The 18,115-nt window shown below is 70.1% G+C and carries 12 protein-coding genes; all 12 read left to right on the forward strand.

Annotation, left to right across the window (positions count from 1 at the left end):
* The first annotated feature begins 33 nt into the window (after positions 1 to 33).
* The 12 genes from ABL840_RS03945 (at position 34) to tssF (ending at position 18,113) form a co-directional block, all read left to right on the forward strand.
* Complete coding sequence (locus ABL840_RS03945; protein WP_093301695.1) at positions 34 to 1,398, forward strand: DotU family type VI secretion system protein; 1,365 nt, start codon at positions 34 to 36, stop codon at positions 1,396 to 1,398.
* Positions 1,395 to 4,997 carry a type VI secretion system membrane subunit TssM gene (gene tssM, locus ABL840_RS03950; protein ID WP_093301696.1) on the forward strand — a complete coding sequence of 1,201 codons (3,603 nt, stop codon included), beginning with the start codon at positions 1,395 to 1,397 and terminating at the stop codon, positions 4,995 to 4,997. The genes ABL840_RS03945 and tssM overlap by 4 nt, the downstream gene beginning before the upstream one ends.
* The gene (gene tagF, locus ABL840_RS03955) at positions 4,994 to 5,650 is read left to right on the forward strand and encodes a type VI secretion system-associated protein TagF (protein WP_176947461.1); all 657 of its coding nucleotides are present in this window, start codon (positions 4,994 to 4,996) and stop codon (positions 5,648 to 5,650) included. Before tssM ends, tagF begins: the two co-directional genes overlap by 4 nt.
* 799 nt (positions 5,651 to 6,449) lie before the next feature.
* Positions 6,450 to 8,255: a protein kinase domain-containing protein gene (locus ABL840_RS03960; protein ID WP_418116193.1), complete on the forward strand. Its 1,806-nt coding sequence runs from the start codon at positions 6,450 to 6,452 to the stop codon at positions 8,253 to 8,255.
* 54 nt (positions 8,256 to 8,309) lie between these two features.
* Positions 8,310 to 9,953 (forward strand): murein transglycosylase A, encoded by a 1,644-nt coding sequence (locus ABL840_RS03965; protein WP_418116194.1) that lies wholly within the window; start codon positions 8,310 to 8,312, stop codon positions 9,951 to 9,953.
* Between the two features lie 166 nt (positions 9,954 to 10,119).
* Positions 10,120 to 10,869 (forward strand): hypothetical protein, encoded by a 750-nt coding sequence (locus tag ABL840_RS03970; RefSeq protein WP_093204295.1) that lies wholly within the window; start codon positions 10,120 to 10,122, stop codon positions 10,867 to 10,869.
* Between the two features lie 27 nt (positions 10,870 to 10,896).
* Entirely contained in the window at positions 10,897 to 12,072 is a 1,176-nt protein-coding gene (locus ABL840_RS03975; protein WP_093301701.1) for a hypothetical protein, read from the forward strand.
* 74 nt (positions 12,073 to 12,146) lie between these two features.
* On the forward strand, positions 12,147 to 14,213 hold the full coding sequence (locus ABL840_RS03980) for a caspase family protein (protein WP_176947462.1): 2,067 nt from the start codon (positions 12,147 to 12,149) through the stop codon (positions 14,211 to 14,213).
* A 57-nt stretch (positions 14,214 to 14,270) separates the two neighbouring features.
* Positions 14,271 to 14,828, forward strand: a complete 558-nt coding sequence (locus ABL840_RS03985) for a type VI secretion system tube protein Hcp (protein ID WP_093204111.1) — start codon at positions 14,271 to 14,273, stop codon at positions 14,826 to 14,828.
* Positions 14,829 to 14,865: 37 nt separating this feature from the next.
* Positions 14,866 to 15,705 carry a type VI secretion system accessory protein TagJ gene (locus ABL840_RS03990; protein WP_093301704.1) on the forward strand — a complete coding sequence of 280 codons (840 nt, stop codon included), beginning with the start codon at positions 14,866 to 14,868 and terminating at the stop codon, positions 15,703 to 15,705.
* The gene (tssE, locus tag ABL840_RS03995) at positions 15,698 to 16,213 is read left to right on the forward strand and encodes a type VI secretion system baseplate subunit TssE (protein WP_093204116.1); all 516 of its coding nucleotides are present in this window, start codon (positions 15,698 to 15,700) and stop codon (positions 16,211 to 16,213) included. The genes ABL840_RS03990 and tssE overlap by 8 nt, the downstream gene beginning before the upstream one ends.
* 7 nt (positions 16,214 to 16,220) lie before the next feature.
* Positions 16,221 to 18,113, forward strand: a complete 1,893-nt coding sequence (gene tssF, locus ABL840_RS04000; protein WP_093301706.1) for a type VI secretion system baseplate subunit TssF — start codon at positions 16,221 to 16,223, stop codon at positions 18,111 to 18,113.
* Positions 18,114 to 18,115: the final 2 nt, after the last annotated feature.

Raw genomic sequence — 18,115 nt, forward strand, 5'->3', positions numbered from 1 at the left:
TCCACGAATTGGCGCCGTCAGCGTGGAGCCATCATGAGCACACCTCCCGATCCCTTTGCCGCCTTCGAGTCGGAACGCACGGTCATCAAGCCCAAGCCGCGCACGCCGGGCGGCACGCCGAGCGCGCCGGCACCGGCGCCGTTCTTCGGCGGTGCCGATCCCACGCCGGCCGCCGACGTCGGCGAACTCGGCCTGCTCAATCCGCTGGTGTCGGCCGCCGGCAAGCTGCTGGTGCTGATCGGCAAGCTGCGCAACCTCGCGCAGCCGCCGAACGTGCCGGCCCTGCGCGCTTCCACCGCCGACGCGGTGAACCAGTTCGATGCCAGCGCGCGCCGCGCCGGCGTGGGCAACGAGTCGGTGCTCGCCGCGCGCTACGTGCTGTGCACCGCGCTCGACGAAGCCGTGGCCAACACGCCCTGGGGCGTGCAGGCCGGCTGGAACAAGCAGAGCCTGCTGGTGCAGTTCCACAACGAGACCTGGGGCGGCGAAAAAGTCTTCCAGCTGCTGGCCAAGCTCGCGCAGGACGTGCCCACGCACCGCCAGCTGCTGGAGCTGATCTACAGCGTGCTCGCGCTCGGCTTCGAGGGCCGCTACCGCGTGATCGACAACGGCCGCGCGCAGCTCGACTCGGTGCGCCAGCGCCTGGCCGACCTCATCGCCAAGGACCGTCCGCCGGTGGAAGCCGAGCTCTCGCCGCACTGGCGCGGGCAGGGCGCCGGCACGGTGCGGCTGCGCGAATCGCTGCCGCTGTGGGTGTTCGCGGCCGGCTTCGCGCTGCTGCTGGCGCTCGCATGGTTCGGCCTGCGGCTCACGCTCAACTACCGCTCCGACACCACGTACGCCGCGGTGTCCAGCCTGCGCGCGCCCAACATCCAGATCGCGCCGCCCGCGCTGCCGGCGAAGACGCCGCGCCTCGCACGCTTCCTGGAGCCCGAGGTGAAGCAGGGCCTGGTCACGGTGACCGACGAGGCCGACCGCAGCGTGGTGCGGCTGCGCGGCGACTCCTTCTTCGGCTCCGGCAGCGCCGAGCCGATGGCGCAGTCGCTGCCGGTGCTGCGCCGCATCGGCCAGGCGCTGGCCGAGGTGAAGGGCGAGGTGCTGATCACCGGCCACTCCGACAACCAGCCCATCCGCTCGCTGCGCTATCCGTCGAACTGGCACCTGTCGGCCGCGCGCGCCGACGCGGTGAAGGGAGCGCTCTCCACGCTGGTCGATCCGGCGCGCATGCGTTCCGACGGCAAGGCCGACGCCGAGCCGGTGGCGCCCAACGACACGCCGGCCAACCGCGCGAAGAACCGCCGCGTCGAGGTCGTGCTGCTGACCGGGCCTGAAGGCGTCGTCGCCACTGCTCCGGCAGCCGCTCCAGCTGCTGCTCCGGCCACGGGAGCGACGAAATGATCAAGAAAATCTTCGGCTTCCTGTTCAGCCCGCTGCTGCTCACGCTGCTGGCGCTCATCGTCGTCGCGCTGCTGATCTGGTGGATCGGCCCGCTGGTGAAGATCGGATCGCTCGCGCCGCTCGAAGGCGAGACCACGCGCGCCGTCGTCATCGGCGTCATCGTGCTCATCGTGGTGCTGCGCGCGCTGTACCGCCGCTGGCGCGCCCGCCGCGCGAGCCAGCACCTGACCGACGGCCTCATGAAGGCGCCGGCCGCCAAGGCCGATGCGCCGGTCAACGGCGAGCAGAAGATCCTCGACACCCGCTTCAGCGAAGCCGTCGCCACGCTCAAGCAGATGCGCATGCACGCCGCCGGCAAGAAGCCGGGCTGGCGCGACTGGCTCTCCATCTCGGGCGGCAGCTATCTCTACGACCTGCCCTGGTACGTGTTCATCGGCGCGCCGGGCGCGGGCAAGACCACAGCGCTGGTCAACTCGGGCCTGAGCTTCCCGCTCGCCGAGAAGTTCGGCCCCGGCGCCATCCGCGGCGTGGGCGGCACGCGCAACTGCGACTGGTGGTTCACCGACGAGGCCGTGCTCATCGACACCGCCGGGCGCTACACCACGCAGGACAGCCACCAGTCGGAAGACAAGAGCGCGTGGGAAGGCTTTCTCGGCCTGCTGAAGAAGGTGCGTCCGCGCCGGCCGCTGAACGGCGTGTTCCTCACCGTCAGCGTGGCCGACCTGCTGAGCCAGGGCCCCGAGGCGCGCACGCAGCTCGCGGCATCGATCCGCGCGCGCCTGCTGGAGCTCGACGGCAAGCTCACCACGCGGCTGCCGGTGTACGTGCTCGTCACCAAGAGCGACCTGCTCTACGGCTTCACCGACTACTTCGACGACCTGGGCAAGGAACAGCGCGCGCAGGTCTTCGGCTTCACGCTGCCGGCCGACGAGAACCTGCAGGTCGAGGAGAAGGGGCTCTCTGCCGCCTTCAACCGCGAGTTCGCGCTGCTGCACAACCGGGTGAACGACGGCCTCATCGCGCGCATGCAGCGCGAGACCGACGGCAATCGCCGCGCGGCCATCTTCGGTTTTCCGGCGCAGTTCGGCTCCATCGGCCCGCTGCTGTCCGACCTGCTGGAGCAGGTGTTCACCGGCTCGCGCTTCGCGCAGCCGCCGTGGGTGCGCGGCGTGTACTTCACCAGCGGCACGCAGGAAGGCAGCCCCATCGATCGCGTGATGGGCAGCCTCGCGCGCAGCTTCGGCATCGAGCGCGCGATGCTCGCGCCGCAGAAGTCCAGCGGGCGCAGTTACTTCCTCACCTCGCTGCTGCGCGAGGTGGTGTTCCCCGAGCAGCGCCTCGCCGGCGCCGACGTGAAGCTGGAGCGCCGCCGCCACACGCTGCGCGTGATCGGCGTGACGGCGATGACACTGCTCACCGTCGGTCTGCTCGCGGCCTGGGGCTACAGCACGCTGCAGAACATGAACTACCTGAAGTCGGTCGAGGCCCGCGTCGAGCCCGCCCGGCAGAACCTCGCCGCGCTGCCGGCGCGCGTGCAGAACCTGGTGGAAGTCGCGCCCGTGCTGCAGAGCCTGCGCGACATCTGGAAGACGCCCGACAACCGGCAGGGCGACGAGCCGCTGTCGATGACGCTGGGCCTTTACCAGGGAGACAAGCTCGACGCCGCCGCTATGCTCACGCACCAGCGCGCGCTCAACGACGCCTTCCTGCCGCAGATCGCCAAGCGCATCGAGGACCAGCTGCGCACCGCGCAGAAGGACAACCTCGAATTCACGTATGAGGCGCTCAAGAGCTACCTGATGCTCTACCAGCCCGAGCACTTCGACGCCGAGGCGCTGAAGGCCTGGATCACCCTCGACTGGGCGCGCAACCTCGACCGCGGCATTCCCGAAGACCAGCGCAAGCAGCTCGAAGACCAGCTCGACGTGCTCATCGCCCAGGGTCCACCGCGCTCGCCGCTGAAGATGGACGAGAACCTGGTGCGCAGCGTGCGCGCCGTGCTCGCGAGCTATCCGCTGGAGCAGCGCGTGTTCAGCCGCCTCAAGCGCCAGCGCGCCAGCAAGGACATCCCGGCCTTCAGCGTGGCGACCGCCACCGGCCCCTCGGGTCCGCTGGTGTTCGAGCGCATCAGCGGCAAGCCGCTGTCCGATGGCGTGCCGGGCATGTTCACCTACGACGGTTATCACAAGCGCTTCCAGAACGAGGTGACCGTGCTCACCGGCCTGCTCGCGAATGAAGACCCGTGGGTGCTGGGCCAGGACCGCAACGCCGCCGACCGCCTGCGCGACGTGGCCGCGCTCGGCGCGCTGACCGACCGCGTGCGCCGTCTCTACCTGGAGGAGTACGTCAAGCAGTGGGAGGCGCTGCTCGCCGACGTGCGCCTGATCCGCGTGAACGGCCTGGAGAAGAACATCGAGACCGCGCGCATCCTCTCGGGCGTCGATTCGCCGCTCGCCAACTTCCTGCGCGCCGTGGTCAAGCAGACCACGCTGATCCCTGCCGCCGACGCCAACAAGGACGTGGTCAGCAAGGCCACCGAGACCGTGCGCAACACCCGCAAGGGCCTGGAAGACTTGTTCGGCAGCGACCCCGGCCGCCAGGTGGCGCCGGGCAAGCGCATCGAGAGCATCGTGGACGACCGCTTCGAGGCGCTGCGCCGGCTCGTCACCGCCGGCGGCCCCAACCAGCCCGCGCCCATCGACGACGCGCTGAAGCTCTTCAACGAGGTGTACGTGTACCTCAACGCCGTCGACACGGCAGTGAAGGGCCGCACCTCGCCGCCGCCCGGCGACGTGGCCGGCAAGCTCAAGTCCGACGCCGGCCGGCTGCCCGAGCCGGTGCGCTCCATGGTCGAGAACCTGAGCCAGGCCGGCGCCGCGCAGGCGCAGGTGGCCGAGCGCGGCAACCTCAGCCAGGACCTGCGCCCCGTGACCGAGTTCTGCGCGCGCGCCATCGCCGGCCGCTACCCCTTCGTGCAGAGCAGCAAGCGCGACGTGCTGCCCGAAGACTTCGGCCAGATGTTCGGCCCCGGCGGCCTGATGGACGACTTCTTCCAGAAGCGCCTTGCCTCCATCGTCGACACCAGCACGCGCCCGTGGCGCTACAAGCCCGTGGCCGAGCGCGGCGCCATCACCACGCAGGCGATCGCGCAGTTCGAACGCGCGGCACGCATCAAGGAAATCTTCTTCCGCGGCGGCGGCCGGGGCCCCTCGATGCGGCTGGACTTCAAGCCGGTGGAGATGGACGCGGGCATCACCCAGTTCATCCTCGACGTCGACGGCCAGCTCGTGAAATACGCGCACGGTCCGGTCGTGCCCATGGCCGTGCAGTGGCCGGGGCCGAAGGGCAGCAACCAGGTGCGCATCCAGGTCAGCCCGCCCTCGACCACCGGCAGCTCCGGCGCGGCGGTGGACGGCCCGTGGGCCCTGTTCCGCGCGCTCGACGACGGCCAGCTCGAGGCGGGCGACGCGCCCGAGAAGTTCTTCATCACCTTCCAGATCGGCGCGCGCAAGACGCGGTTCGAGGTGACCACCAACAGCGTGCAGCATCCGATCCGCTTGCGCGAGTTGCGCGAGTTCTCATGTCCGGAGGGGTTGTGAGCGAGGCTTCCTCTTCTTCTCCTTCTTCTCCACTGCTGTTTGCATCGACTGCGCTGCCGGGGTGGTTCGGCAAGCTGCCGGGCATGGGGGACTTCGCGCATCGGCGGCTGCCTGAGCCGTTCCGCGCGGTGTGGGATCAGTGGCTGCAGCGGGGGATGTCGCGGCTGCGGGACCGGGCGGACTGGACCGAGCGGTATCTGGAGGCGCCTATCTGGTGCTTTGCGCTCGGGCGGCAGGTGGCTGGCGACCAGGCCTGGATCGGGGTGTTGATGCCCTCGGTGGATGGGGTGGGGCGGTACTTTCCGTTTGCTCTTGCGATCGAGCTCGATGCTTCGGCGCCTGGGCAGCTGCAGGGCGATGCGCTGGCTGCTGCGTTGCGGTGGTGGGCTCATGCGACGCAGGCTGCGTTGGAGGGGCTTGATGGGGATCTGGATGCCTTGCGGTTCGATGCTGTTCTGCATCGGCTGTTTGTTGAAGGCGCTTCTTCTGGTGTGCCTGAGGGGGCGGTCGAGTCGCTGGACTTGCCTCTGGCGGGGGCTTCGCTGTGGTTGAGTGATCCTGCTGCGGAGCATGGGGTTCGGATGTTGAGTACCGGGTTGCCTCGGGATGAGCAGTTCGATGCTTTGTTTCTTGGGTTTGCGGAGGAGGGGTGAGATGAAGGCCCTTCTTCGTTTTTCTTCCCGGAGCCGGGTCTCGCCTCGGCGGGCGACCTACTTTTCTTTGCTTCGCCAAAGAAACGTAGGCAAAAGAAAGGCGACCCCACTGTCTGTGTCCCTTCGCTTCGCTACGGGCAACCTGCGGTGCTCGGCGCAGGAGGGGGTCCGCAGAACTCGCTTCGCTCAAACAGCTGCGGCCCTGATCCCTCCTGCGCCTGCGCTCCTCGGCACAGCCAGAAGGGAGTGGGACGCGCCATCGCTGCGCTCGGCTTTTGAACAGCCTGGGCTGGCCTTCGCTTCGCTCGGCCGCGCATTCAACCCCAGCGAACCAAACAAGACCAATGACCCATTCCAAGCACAGCAAGCGCGAAGCGCTTGCTGTGCCTTGGTGGCCGAGCGCAGCGATGGCGCGTCCCACTCCCTTCTGGCTGTGCCGAGGAGCGCAGGCGCAGGAGGGATCAGGGCCGCAGCTGTTTGAGCGAAGCGAGTTCTGCGGACCCCCTCCTGCGCCGAGCACCGCAGGTTGCCCGTAGCGAAGCGAAGGGACACAGACAGCAGGGTCGCCTTTTCTTTGCCTACTTTCTTTTGGCGAAGCAAAAGAAAGTAGGTCGCCCGCCGAGGCGAGACCCGGCCCCGGGAAACAAACCCTCAGCACAACCCAAAAAGGAGCCAGTCAATGACCGACTCCAACGAAAACGATCGCACCCGCGTAGTCCCCAAATCGACCCCGCCGTCGCAGCCAACGACAACAGGCGACACATCAGCCACCGTCATCACGGCAGGCACCCCCACGAGCATGTCCGGCTCGAACCCCGTGACCAGCCCCGCCACCGGCGCAACGGAAGCCGGCCTCCTCCCCATAGGCAGCCGCCTCGCAGAATTCGAAATAACAAGAGTCATAGGCCAGGGCGGCTTCGGCGTCGTCTACGAAGCCTGGGACCACACGCTGGAGCGAGTCGTAGCGATCAAGGAATACCTGCCGACCTCGCTATCGGCAAGACAGCAGGACGGCACAGTCGTCCCCCTGTCGGAGAAACACAGGGAAACCTTCGACCTCGGCATGCGCAGCTTCATCAACGAAGCCCGCCTGCTGGCCCAGTTCGACCACCCGTCGCTGCTGAAGGTCTACCGCTTCTGGCAGGAGAAGGGCACGACCTACATGGTCATGCCCTTCTACCGCGGCGAGACGCTCAGGGAGGCGCTGGTCTCGATCCCCGCGGGCGTGGACGAGGCCTGGCTGATCCGCATCATGGACGGCGTGACGCAGGCGCTCGCGGTGATGCACAACGCGAACTGCTACCACCGCGACATCGCGCCCGACAACATCATCCTGCTCGAAGGTTCGGGCCGACCGGTGGTGCTGGACTTCGGCGCGGCGCGGCGCGTGATCACCGACAAGACGCAGGCGATCACGGTGATCCTGAAGCCGGGCTACGCGCCCATCGAGCAGTACGCCGAGATGCCCGACATGTCGCAGGGCGCGTGGACCGACGTGTACGCGCTCGCGGCGGTGATGCACGTGGCGGTGTGTGGGCGCGCGCCGCCGCCTTCGGTGGCGCGGCTGCTGTCCGACAGCTACGTGCCGCTCGCGGGCAACGAGATCCTGCGCAAGCGCTACAGCCCGCGACTGCTGGAGGCGATCGATGCGGGGCTGGGCGTGCGGCCCGAGCAGCGGCCGCAGTCGATGGCGGAGTTGCGCGCCGCGCTCGATCTGGAGGTGGGCCACAGCATCGCGCCGGTTCCGCGCACGCAGCCGCCGTCGTCTTCGGGTGGGCGGGGAGCGGGTACGAATGCCGATGCGGCCACGGTCATCGCAGGGAAGGCCGGCGTCAAGGCGCCTGCGCCCGCACCGGCGCCCGCGGGAAACAAGGGCAGCAACAGCAGCAGCGGCGGCAGCAAGACCGTCGTCGCCCTTGCTTCGATCGCCGTGCTCGCCGCGGCGGCCGGTGGCGGCTGGTGGTGGTTCCAGGGGCGCGGCGGCGCGGACGACAAGCCGGTCGTCGCCAATACGCCGGCCCCGCCGTCCGACACGAAGATTGCGGAGGCTCCGCCGGCGCCTCCTCCGCCACCGCCGCCTCCTCCTCCGGCCCCGCGCACGCCGGCCGAGTCGCTGCAGTCGCTCGCGACGGGCGCCGCGCCCGGCTTCGACGTGACGGCCACGCCGAAGAAGGCCGAGGTCTCGATCGGCAAGGACCGGCTCGCGTTCGAGGTCCGCAGCAAGCGGGAGGGCTACGTCTACGTGTTCCTGCTGTCCAGCGGCGGCGAGATGTTCCTGCTGTTCCCGAACCTGCTCGACAAGTACAACAAGATCACCGCGGGCGGCACGCTCTCGCTGCCGCGCGCATCGTGGCCGATGGACGCGGGCGGGCCAGCCGGCACCGACCAGTTCGCGGTGCTCGTGAGCGAGCACGAGCGCGATTTCAGCGCCGCCGGCGTGCAGAACGACGGCGTGTTCCCGGTGTTCCCGCTGCCGGTTCTGGCCGCGCTGGAGGCCACGCGCGGCACCGGTCCGTCGCCGCTGCTGGGCAGGCCGGTATGCGCGCCCAACACCCCGTGCAACGACGTCTACGGCGTCGGCAATTTCAAAATCGTCGAGAAGTAATCGTCTGCAGAGCGTTGGCCTTCGGGCCGTGACTTTCCGGACAAGGAGGCTTTCATGATGACCACATCGCAACCGCAGCAGCAGCAACAACTGCTGCAACAGCAACGGCAACCCCGGGGACGCACCCTGGCCTGCGCACTCCGCTGGAGCGTTGCCGCCGCCGTCGCATCGCTGGCGGGTTGCGCCGCGCCTCCGCCGGCCGCCACCGACACCAGCGCCGCAACCACCGCCGCCGCGAGCACAGACACAGCCGCATCGCGCCCGCCCGCCGGCGCCAGCGTGGCCGGCCAGGCGCGCACCTTCTCGACCCAGCTCGCCACCTACACGTCGGTGAGCTTCGATGCGGTACCGGGCTGGTCGCGCGACGATTTCTCCGAGAGCTGGCCGGCCTTCCTCGGCAGCTGCAAGGTGCTGAACGGGCGCGGAGCGGAATGGAAGTCGGTGTGCGACCGCGCGCAGAAGGTCGACGCGAAGAACAGCAATTCCATCCGCGGCTTCTTCGAGAGCGAGTTCTCGGCCTACCAGATCCGCGACGACGACCGCCGGCCCGACGGCGTGGTCACCGGCTACTTCGAGCCCGAGATCGCGGGCGCGCGCCAGTACGGCGCGCCCTTCATCTACCCGGTGTACGGCCAGCCCGAAGACATGCTCTTCGCCGACGCGCGCAAGCTGCCGCCGGGCAGCGGCACGGTCGCGGCCCGCGTCGACGGGCGCAACGTGGTGGTGCAGACCGGCCTGAGCACGCGCGACATGGGCGCGCCGGGCCTCTATGCGCTCGACCTCTCGGGCATCTCGCGCGACACGCTCGACCGCAAGGTGCGCCTGCGCATCGAGGGCAAGCAGCTGCTGCCGTACTACACGCGCGAGGAGATCGAGACCAAGGGCGCGCCCAACGCCAAGGTGCTGGCCTTCGTGAGCAGCGCCACCGCGCTCTACGAAATGCAGATCCAGGGCTCGGGCCGCATCCGCATGGCCAACGGCGACATCGTGCGCGTCGCCTATGCCGAGCAGAACGGGCAGCCCTTCCGCCCGACGCTGGCGCAAGCGGCCAACGGCAAGCCGCGCAGCCCGGTGAAGGTGCGCGGCTCGTCCATCGAGCTGCAGCTCGACGACGGCGACGACGACGACAGCGATGTCGGCGCGGTGGCCAACGGCACCATCCGCACGCGAGGCTTCACGCTCGCGCGGCCGGTGGCCAGCGGTCCGGTGGTGGTGCCGGGTCGGCGCCCGGCGGCCGGCGGCGCGGTGACGGGCTCGGGCATCAAGGACCCGAGCTACGTGTTCTTCAAGGAGTCGCCGTCGCCCGTGGGCGGCCCGGTGGGCGCCTTCGGCGTGCCGTTGTCGGCGGGGCGCTCCATCGCGGTCGATCCGCGCAGCACGCCGCTGGGCTATCCGGTGTTCGTGTCCACGCGCACGCCCGGCAGCGGCGCGCCGATGCAGCGCCTCACCATCGCGCAGGACACCGGCGGCGCCATCCGCGGCGCGGTGCGCGCCGACTATTTCTTCGGCAACGGCCAGCAGGCCGCGACCAACGCGCGTCGCATGAAGGAGCGCGGCCAGCTGTGGATATTGCTGCCGCGCGGCCTCGCGGTGGCTCAGGCGGCCGTGTCCTCGACGATCCGCACGCGCGGCGGGCCGGTGGGCGCGAACCTGCCGCAATGCCTGGTGCCTTCCGAGGGCAGCTGCGTCGACGATTGAAGGATCGAGGCATGCGAGACCCCGGGCCAATTGCCATCCCGTCGGCCCGCGAAGCGAGGCCCGTTCGGGGAACACCGCGGAACCGGCTTTGCCGGGCCGCAGGTGTTGCCCCCTGCAAGGGGGTGGGCGAAGCGACACGAAGTGCGCGAAGCCTGGGGGTGAGCCGATGATCGAAACGCTGTCGTCCGCGCAGAGCAGTGAACTCGTCCGCCTCTGGCGGCGCAGGCAGACGCTGTCCCCCGACGACATGGGCGCCATGTATCGCATCGTGGGCGATGCGCTGGTGGCCTGCAATCCGCCCGAGCTGCAGGTGCTGGGCGAGGGGCGGCAGGAGCTGGTGGCGCAGTTCATCTACGTCAAGGTGCTGCGGCTCGACGCCGACCCCGACGAGGCCGAGGAGCGCGCGGGCCACAGCGCGCCGTCCACCGCCTTCGCGCTGTGCGCCTACTTCCGCCGCTATCTCATCGACTGCACGCGCGCCAGTTCCTTCCGCCGCAAGCTCTCCATCGGCGACCAGATCACCGAGGCGCAGCTGGAGGACGAGATCGGCCCGGACGAAGACCTCGAAGGCTGCCTCGCCGAGCACGGCCTGAGCGCCCAGGCCGTGCAGCTCGCAGCGCGCGCCTTCATCGCCGAGCTGCCCGAGCCGGAGCGCCTGCTGCTGTGCGAGGGCTTCGGCAAGGAGGCCGAGGGCGGGCTCTCGGGCATCGCCTCGCGCCACGCCATCGCGTCCTACCACTACCGCGCGGGCCGGCTGGGGCTGGTGCACAAGCGCGAAGGGCTCACGGCGGACTATGCCCGCACGCGGCTCGGCGGCTGGATCCAGCAGACGCTGGGCATCGCCATCGAGCCCGACAACATGGCGGCGATCCTGCAGGTTTTCAAAATCCTCGGTGCTGAAGCGTCTTACGCCTGAAGACATAGCCATTCAGGAACAGACGCCATGACCCACGACCTCTGGCCCCCGCTCAGCGTGATCCGCAGCGCGCTGGAAACAGGCGCGGCCGTGCCCGACGGCGCACCCGGCACCGCGACCGTCGCCATGCCGGGCATATCCCCCGGAGCGCCGCCGGGGGCCGAACCCTCGCCGGCAGCCGCATCCGACCTGCTGCTGCCGCTCACCGAATTGGCCCGGCGCCGCGAGGCCGTGGCCCGGCGCGCCTTCCCGGCCCGCTGGGCGCCGGGCCGCCTCGTCAGCGTGGTGCACCAGGGGCGGATGCTCGGCGTGCTGCTCGACCGGCGCGTGCAGGGCGAACTCTGGCAGGGCTGGATGGCCGCGGGCGAGGCCGACTGGGCCGGCGCCTTCGACGTGCTGCTGGAGCCGGAGGACGAGCCCTTCGAGCCCGCCTTCGGCGTGATCCAGGCCTGGAACGTGCTCACGCTCGAGCCCGGCCCGCAGCTCTGCGCGCGCGTGCTCGGCGAAGTCACGGCCACGCGGCTCGCGGCGGTCCGCGCGGTGCACGACGAGTGGGCCGCGCACGCCGCGCCGGCCATCGCGCCCGAGCCGGGGCGCATCGCGCTGCGCAGCGTGGGCGGCGTCTTCTCGGTGCTGTCGGGCACGCCGCTCGGGCCTGAAGACCCGCGCACCGAGTACCAGGACCTGTACCGCGACGTCGGCCTCGAACTGGGCAAGGCGCTGACGCGGCCGCAGGGCGAGGAGGCTTCTGCTTCTCCTGCGCCATCGCCCGCCCGGCCGCAGCCCCGGCCCGAAGGCGGCTGGTGGGGCAGCATCCGCCGCTGGTTCGGCTCCGAAGGCTGGGCGCGCCCGGCCTTCGCCGTGCTCGCGCTGGTCGTGGTGGTCCAGAACGTCGGTCTGCTCGGCGGACGCGGCGCCGGACCCGAGGAAGACGAAGTGCGCTTCCGCGCCGTGCCTGCCGCACCCGCGCCGGCACGCGCGGATCTGGTGGTGCGCTGGAAGGCCGGCGTGCGCATGGACGAGGCCGACAGGCTTCTGCAGTCGATCTCGGCCGACGTGGTGGGCGGGCCCGGCGGCGACGGCGCATGGCGCCTGCGCGTGCCCAGGCCGGTCGATGCGCTGGCAATGCTCGCGGCTTCGCCGCTGGTCGAGTCGGCCGGGCCGGCCCAGCCGGCGCAATCCGCCGGGGAGCAGCGGCCATGAAACGCGCCGCACACCAGTCTTCCTTCTCCCTTCTCCATTGGGGAAGACCGGGGATGGGGGCGCATGACACGTACATGAGGCGCCCCCGCCAGACTCGTCCCGTCATCCCGCCGAAGAGGGAAGGGACAAGGCAGCTGCGCCTGCTGCAGGTGCTGCTCGTGCTATGGCTGCTCGCCTGCTGCAGCCTCGCCTTCGCCACCCAGCGCGCGCTGCTCGTGGGCGTTTCGGAGCTGGTCAACCAGCCGCAGGCGCTGTGGCTGCAGGCGCCGCGCAACGACGTGCTGCTGATGCGCGACGCGCTGCAGAAGCAGGGCTTCGCGGCGACCGACATCGCCGTGCTGGCCGACGGCGTGAACGGCGCCGCGCTGCCCGAGGCGCAGGCCATCCACGACGCGCTGACGCGGCTGCTCGCGCAATCCAGAAGCGGCGACTTCGTGCTGCTGTACTTCTCGGGCCACGGCACCCGGCTGCGCGACATCGTCAAGCGCTACCAGGAGCCCGACGGGCTGTCGGAGAACTTCCTCGCGCGCGACGTGCGCGGCACGCTCGGCAGCGACAGCGCTCTCGCGGGCGACCTGCGAGACGTGGACTTCGATGCATGGATCCAGTCCTTCCTCGCGAAGAACGTGTTCGTCGCCTCGGTGTTCGACACCTGCTCCGCCAACTCCATGACGCGCGGCACCGCCGACGCGCCGCCCACCGCCGAGGGCACGGGCGACGACGAGGTGCGATGGCGCGGCCTGCGTGCGACGCAACTGGCGGGCGGTGCTCCGCCCGCGCGCGCGCCGGCACCGCCCGTGCCGGCGGAGGCCGTTCCCCGTGCCCGCTACGTCGCCTTCTTCGCATCGGAAAGCCACCAGATCACGCCCGAGCTGCGCCTGCCCCGCAAGGCGCGCAACGCCAGGCCGCAGGGCCTGCTGACCTGGGCGATGGTGGAAGCCCTCTCGCGCAAGCCCGCCACCTGGCGGGAATTGTTCGATGGCGTGCTCGCGCTCTACCCGCCGGTCATCGACGAGCTCGCGCAGCGCTTTCCCACGCGCGAGCTTCCATCGCCGGTGGCCGAAGGCAATCTCGACGCGCCGCTGTTCGCCAACAGCGGCGCGCCCGCGTCCACGCGCCCCGTGTGGCGCGCGCAGCGCAGCGGCGACAGCCTGGCCATCAAGGCGGGCCTGCTCGACGGCCTCGCGCAGCAGCAGGAGTTGCGCGTGCTCGCGACGCTGGACGACGGCACGGTGCGCGGCGCGTCCGCCACGGTGGCGCAGATCAAGCTCGGCGGTGCATGGCTCGGCGTGCCCGCCGCATTGAAGGACGTGCCGGGCAGCGCCTTCTGGAGCGTCACGCCCATGGGCGAGCCGGCCGCCACCGCGCTGCGCGTGCGCGCCGACAAGCCGCTGCCCGCCGGCCTCAGCCTCGACTACCCGGCCGCGATCCGCCCGGCCGACGCCGCCGCCACCGCCGACGTGCGCTGGACCGACCTCGGCTCCTCGGGACAGCGCCTCGAACTGCTCGCGCCGCTGTTCGGCGCCAACGTCTCCACCGTGGTGCTGCCCGACACCGCCGCGCTGCGCCGCCGCCTGCAGGCGCTGGCGCAGCTCAAGTGGCTCGCGCAGCTTCAGGGCTACGGCAAGGACGGCCAGCTCGACGGCTTCGACGCGGCGCTCGAAGCGTGGAGCGCCGACCGCATGCTGCGCAGCGTGCCCATCGCATCAGTCGCGCAGGCCGCCAATGCGTTGCCGCCGCCACGCCCTGGCGAGCGCCTGCGCCTGAGCGTGCGCAACACCAGCGGCCGTTCGCTCGATCTCGTCATCGCCGGCATCGATGCGCGCGGCAACCTGCAGCCGGTCTACCCCGACGAGTCGGGCGAAACCAACCGCTTCAAGCGCGGCACGCCCGAGCAGCCCTCGGTGAAGCGCTTCGACCTGCCATGGCTCGATGCGGCGGGCGACGCGCGCCTGCTGGTCATGGCCGTGCCCGCCACGCCCTACAGCGCGCCGCGCCTGTTCGGCGTGGCCTATGCGCAGGCCGACGTATCGGAAGTGCGCGTGCGCGGCGGGCAGCCGCCGGCCGACAGCGGCGAGCGCCAGGTGTTCGCGGCCCTGCTGCGCAGGAGCGGCACGGCGGACGTGGGGGCCAAGCCATGACGGTTCCAGTTCTTCTTTTTCTTTCCTGTTCCTGTTCTCTCGATTTCCGGAGGTGATATGGCATTCCTTGACGACGGCTCCTGGAGCCCTGAAGACGCCCGCCAGTTCTACGAACTGATCGGCACCGGCTCGGCCGAGACCGACCTGGTCATGCTGATCGAGAACAAGGGCGCGCCAGTCGAAGGCGAGCTGGAGCGCAGCTTCGACGACGGCAAGGCGCGCCTGAACATCGGCGGCTACTACTGGTCGGTGCAGGTGCCCGAGTCTTCCAGTCAGAACCAGGTCGTGCCCAACAACCTGATCGTCGCGCGCCGCAGCGACGCGGCCACCGCCACCATCGCCAGCCTGCTGCGCGCGCAGGAGAAGGACCTGAAGATCATGATCAGCGCCTTCAAGTCGGGAGGCGACGAGCGCTCGCCCGATGCGCAGTCGACCTTCGAGATGGTGCTGGAGAACGCGCGCATCTGCCGGCTGGTGCTCAGCTCGGGTGGCCACTGGGGCGTGCCCTCGGAGCTGATCTCGATCAGCTACCGCACGGTGAAGGTCCGCTCGGCCCCGCAGAAGACCACAGGCCTGCGCGGCGCGGTGCGCGAATGCCAGTTCACCCGTGCATGAGCCGCGCACCCAGCCCAGCCACAAGGAGCCGCACGCCATGACCACCGCCGCCGAATTCCTCAAGGCCGCCGACCCGGCCGCCGCCCTCAAGGCCCTGAGCGACGATGTGCGCGCCAAGCCCTCCGACAGCAAGCACCGCGTGTTCATGGCGCAGCTGCTGTGCGTGCTGGGGCAGTGGGAGCGCGCGCTCAACCAGCTCACCGTCGCGGCCGAGCTCGACGCGCTGGCCGTGCCCATGAAGCAGGTCTACGGCGAGGCCGTGCGGTGCGAGGGCCTGCGCGCCGAGGTGTTCGCCGGCACGCGCACGCCGATGATCTTCGGCCAGCCCGACGAGTGGCTGGCGCTGCTCATCGAGTCGCTGCTGCGCCAGGGCCGCGGCGAGAGCGAGCTGGCCGAGGACCTGCGCCAGCGCGCCTTCGACGGCGCGCCCGCCATCGGCGGCAGCATCGACGGCAAGCCCTTCGAGTGGCTGGCCGATGCCGACATGCGCCTGGGGCCGGTGCTCGAGGCCTTCGTCAACGGGAAGTACTACTGGATTCCCTACGCACGCCTTGCCCACATCAAGATCGAGCCGCCGGAGGACCTGCGCGACTGCGTGTGGATGCCTGCGCACCTGCAGTTCGAGAACGGCGGCGAGACGCTCGCGCTCATTCCCACGCGCTACGAGGGCACCGAGAAGGTGGAAGACGGCGAGCTGCGGCTTGCACGCAAGACCGAATGGCGCGAGCTGCGTCCCGAGGTGTGGGCCGGCTACGGCCAGCGCGTGCTCAGCAGCAGCGACGGCAGCGAGCATGCGCTGATGGACGTGCGCGAGATCCTCTTCACGCAGGCCGATGCATCGGCCGAAGCGCCCGCCGAAGGTGCGGTCGATGGCTGAGCTCACCGCGCAGGAGCGGCTGCAGCCATCGCTGCTCGACCGCCTCGTCGACAACGCGCCCGACGAGAAGCGCGAGGGCGACGACAAGCGCACGCTGACCAAGCAGGCGCTGCGGCAGGCCGTGCTGCGCGACCTGGGGTGGCTCTTCAACGCCACCGGCTACGGCCTCTCGATGGACGACAGGCAGTACCCGAATGCGGCGCGCTCGGTCATCAACTACGGATTGCCTATGCTGTCTGGCCAGTTCACCTCGTCGGTGCAGCGTGTCAGCATGGAACAGGCTTTGAAGAACGCAATCCTGCAGTTCGAGCCGCGCATCCTGTCCCGAACACTCGAAGTCGAACTCATCATGGAAGGCCCGGCACTGGACTCCCACAACAGCATCGGCCTGCAGATCCGCGGCATGCTGTGGGCGCAGCCCGTGCCGCTCGAGTTCCTCATGCGAAGCCGCGTAGACCTTGAAGAGGGCCGCATCGAGATAGTGGACATGGCGCAAAACCCAAGGTAAGTCCGACATGGACCCTCGGCTGCTGAGCCTGTATGAACAGGAACTGCGCTACTTCCGTGAGAGCTCTTCGGAGTTCGCACGCGCATTTCCAAAGATTGCGCATCGACTTGGCATCGAAGGCCAGGAGGTCGCCGATCCGTACGTGGAGCGGCTCATCGAGGCCACTGCATTCCTTTCTGCGCGCGTGGGCCTCAAGCTCGACGCCGAATACCCGCGCTTCACCGGTCACCTGCTCGACATCGTCTATCCGCACTTCCTCGCGCCGACGCCGGCGATGGTGGTGGTCTCGTTCGCGCCCGACCCCGACGACGCCAACCTCGCCACCGGCCCGAGCCTGCCGCGCGGCAGCGGCCTGCGCGCGCGGCAGGCGGTGGGGCAGAACACGCACTGCGAGTTCCGTACGGCGAGCGCGCTGCGCGTCTGGCCCGTCGAGGTGCAACGCGCGCAGTACTTCACCTACGCGCCCGACCTGCCGCTGAACACGCACCCGCAGTCGCGCGCCATCCGCGGCGGCCTGCGCATCGCGCTGCGCGCCACGGCCGGCCTGGACTTCAGCCAGATCGCGCTCGACGACCTGGTGCTGCACTTCGGCGGCGCGGAGGACGTGGCCTGGCAGCTGCACGAATGCGCGCTGGGCCAGCCGGTCGGCGTGCTGGTGCGGCCGCTCGGTGCGGGCGGCGCCCTGCAGGGCACCGCGCGCAGCCTGCCGCCGAGCGCCATCGGCGCGGTCGGCTTCGAGGACGACGAGGCCCTGCTGTCCGTGACCGCCACCGGCTTCTCGGGCTTCAGGCTGCTGCAGGAGTACTTCGCGTTCCCGCAGCGCTTCCAGTTCGTGCGCATCGGCGGACTCAGGGCGCTGCTGGCGGAGATGCCGGTCGCCGAGGTCGAGATCGTGCTGCTGTTCTCGCGCGGCGACGCGGCGCTCGAGAAACTCGTGAGCGCCGACAACGTGCTGCTGCACTGCGTGCCCGCCGTCAACCTGTTCAACAAGCGGCTCGACCGCGTGGCCATGACCGAGGGCGTGAGCCAGTTCCACCTCGTGCCCGATCGCACGCGCCCGCAGGACTTCGAGGTGCATACCGTCACCGAAGTCATCGGCCACGGCGCGCCCGGCAGCGACGCGGTGGCGGCCGAGCAGCCGTTCAGGCCCTTCTACTCGGCCTTCCACGGCAGCCGCCTGAGCCACCCGGCCTATTTCACGACCACGCGCGAGCCGCGCATGCTGTCGGTGCGCCAGCGCACCGAGGGCAACCGCAGCAGCCACATCGGCTCCGAGGTCTACATGCAGATCGTCGATCCGCAGCAGGCGCCGTATGCGGCCACGCTGCGGCAGCTGGCGGTGACCGCGCTGTGCACCAACCGCGACCTGCCGCTGCTGATGCCGCTGGGCCGCGAGAACGACTTCGACTGCGTCGACTCCTTTCCCGTGCAGCGCGTGCGCATGGTGCGCGGACCGTCGCGGCCGGTGTCGCCGGTGGTGAGCCAGGGGCTGGGGTGGCGCGTGGTCGACCACCTCGCGCTCAACTACCTGTCGCTGTCCGACAGCACGCCGGAGCAGGGCGCCGCCGCGCTGCGCGAGACGCTGATGCTCTACGCGGTGCATGCCGACGAGATGCGGCAGGGCCAGGTGCGCGGCCTGCTGTCGGTGAAGTGCAAGCCCGTGGCGCGCAGGCTGCCGCTGAAGGGGCCGATCGCCTTCGGGCGCGGCCTGGAGGTGACGCTCGAGGTCGACAAGGACGCCTTCCACGGCCACAGCGCCTTCCTGTTCGGCGCGGTGCTGGCGCGCTTTCTCTCGCGCCACGTCGAGGTGAACCATTTCGTCGAGACCGTGCTGCGCATCGCGGGCAAGGGCGAGGCCATGCGCTGGAGGCCGCTGTGCGGAACGCGGCAGATCCTGTGACG

The organism is Variovorax sp. NFACC27 (genome assembly GCF_048301545.1).
Taxonomy (GTDB): Bacteria; Pseudomonadota; Gammaproteobacteria; order Burkholderiales; family Burkholderiaceae_C; genus Variovorax; species Variovorax gossypii.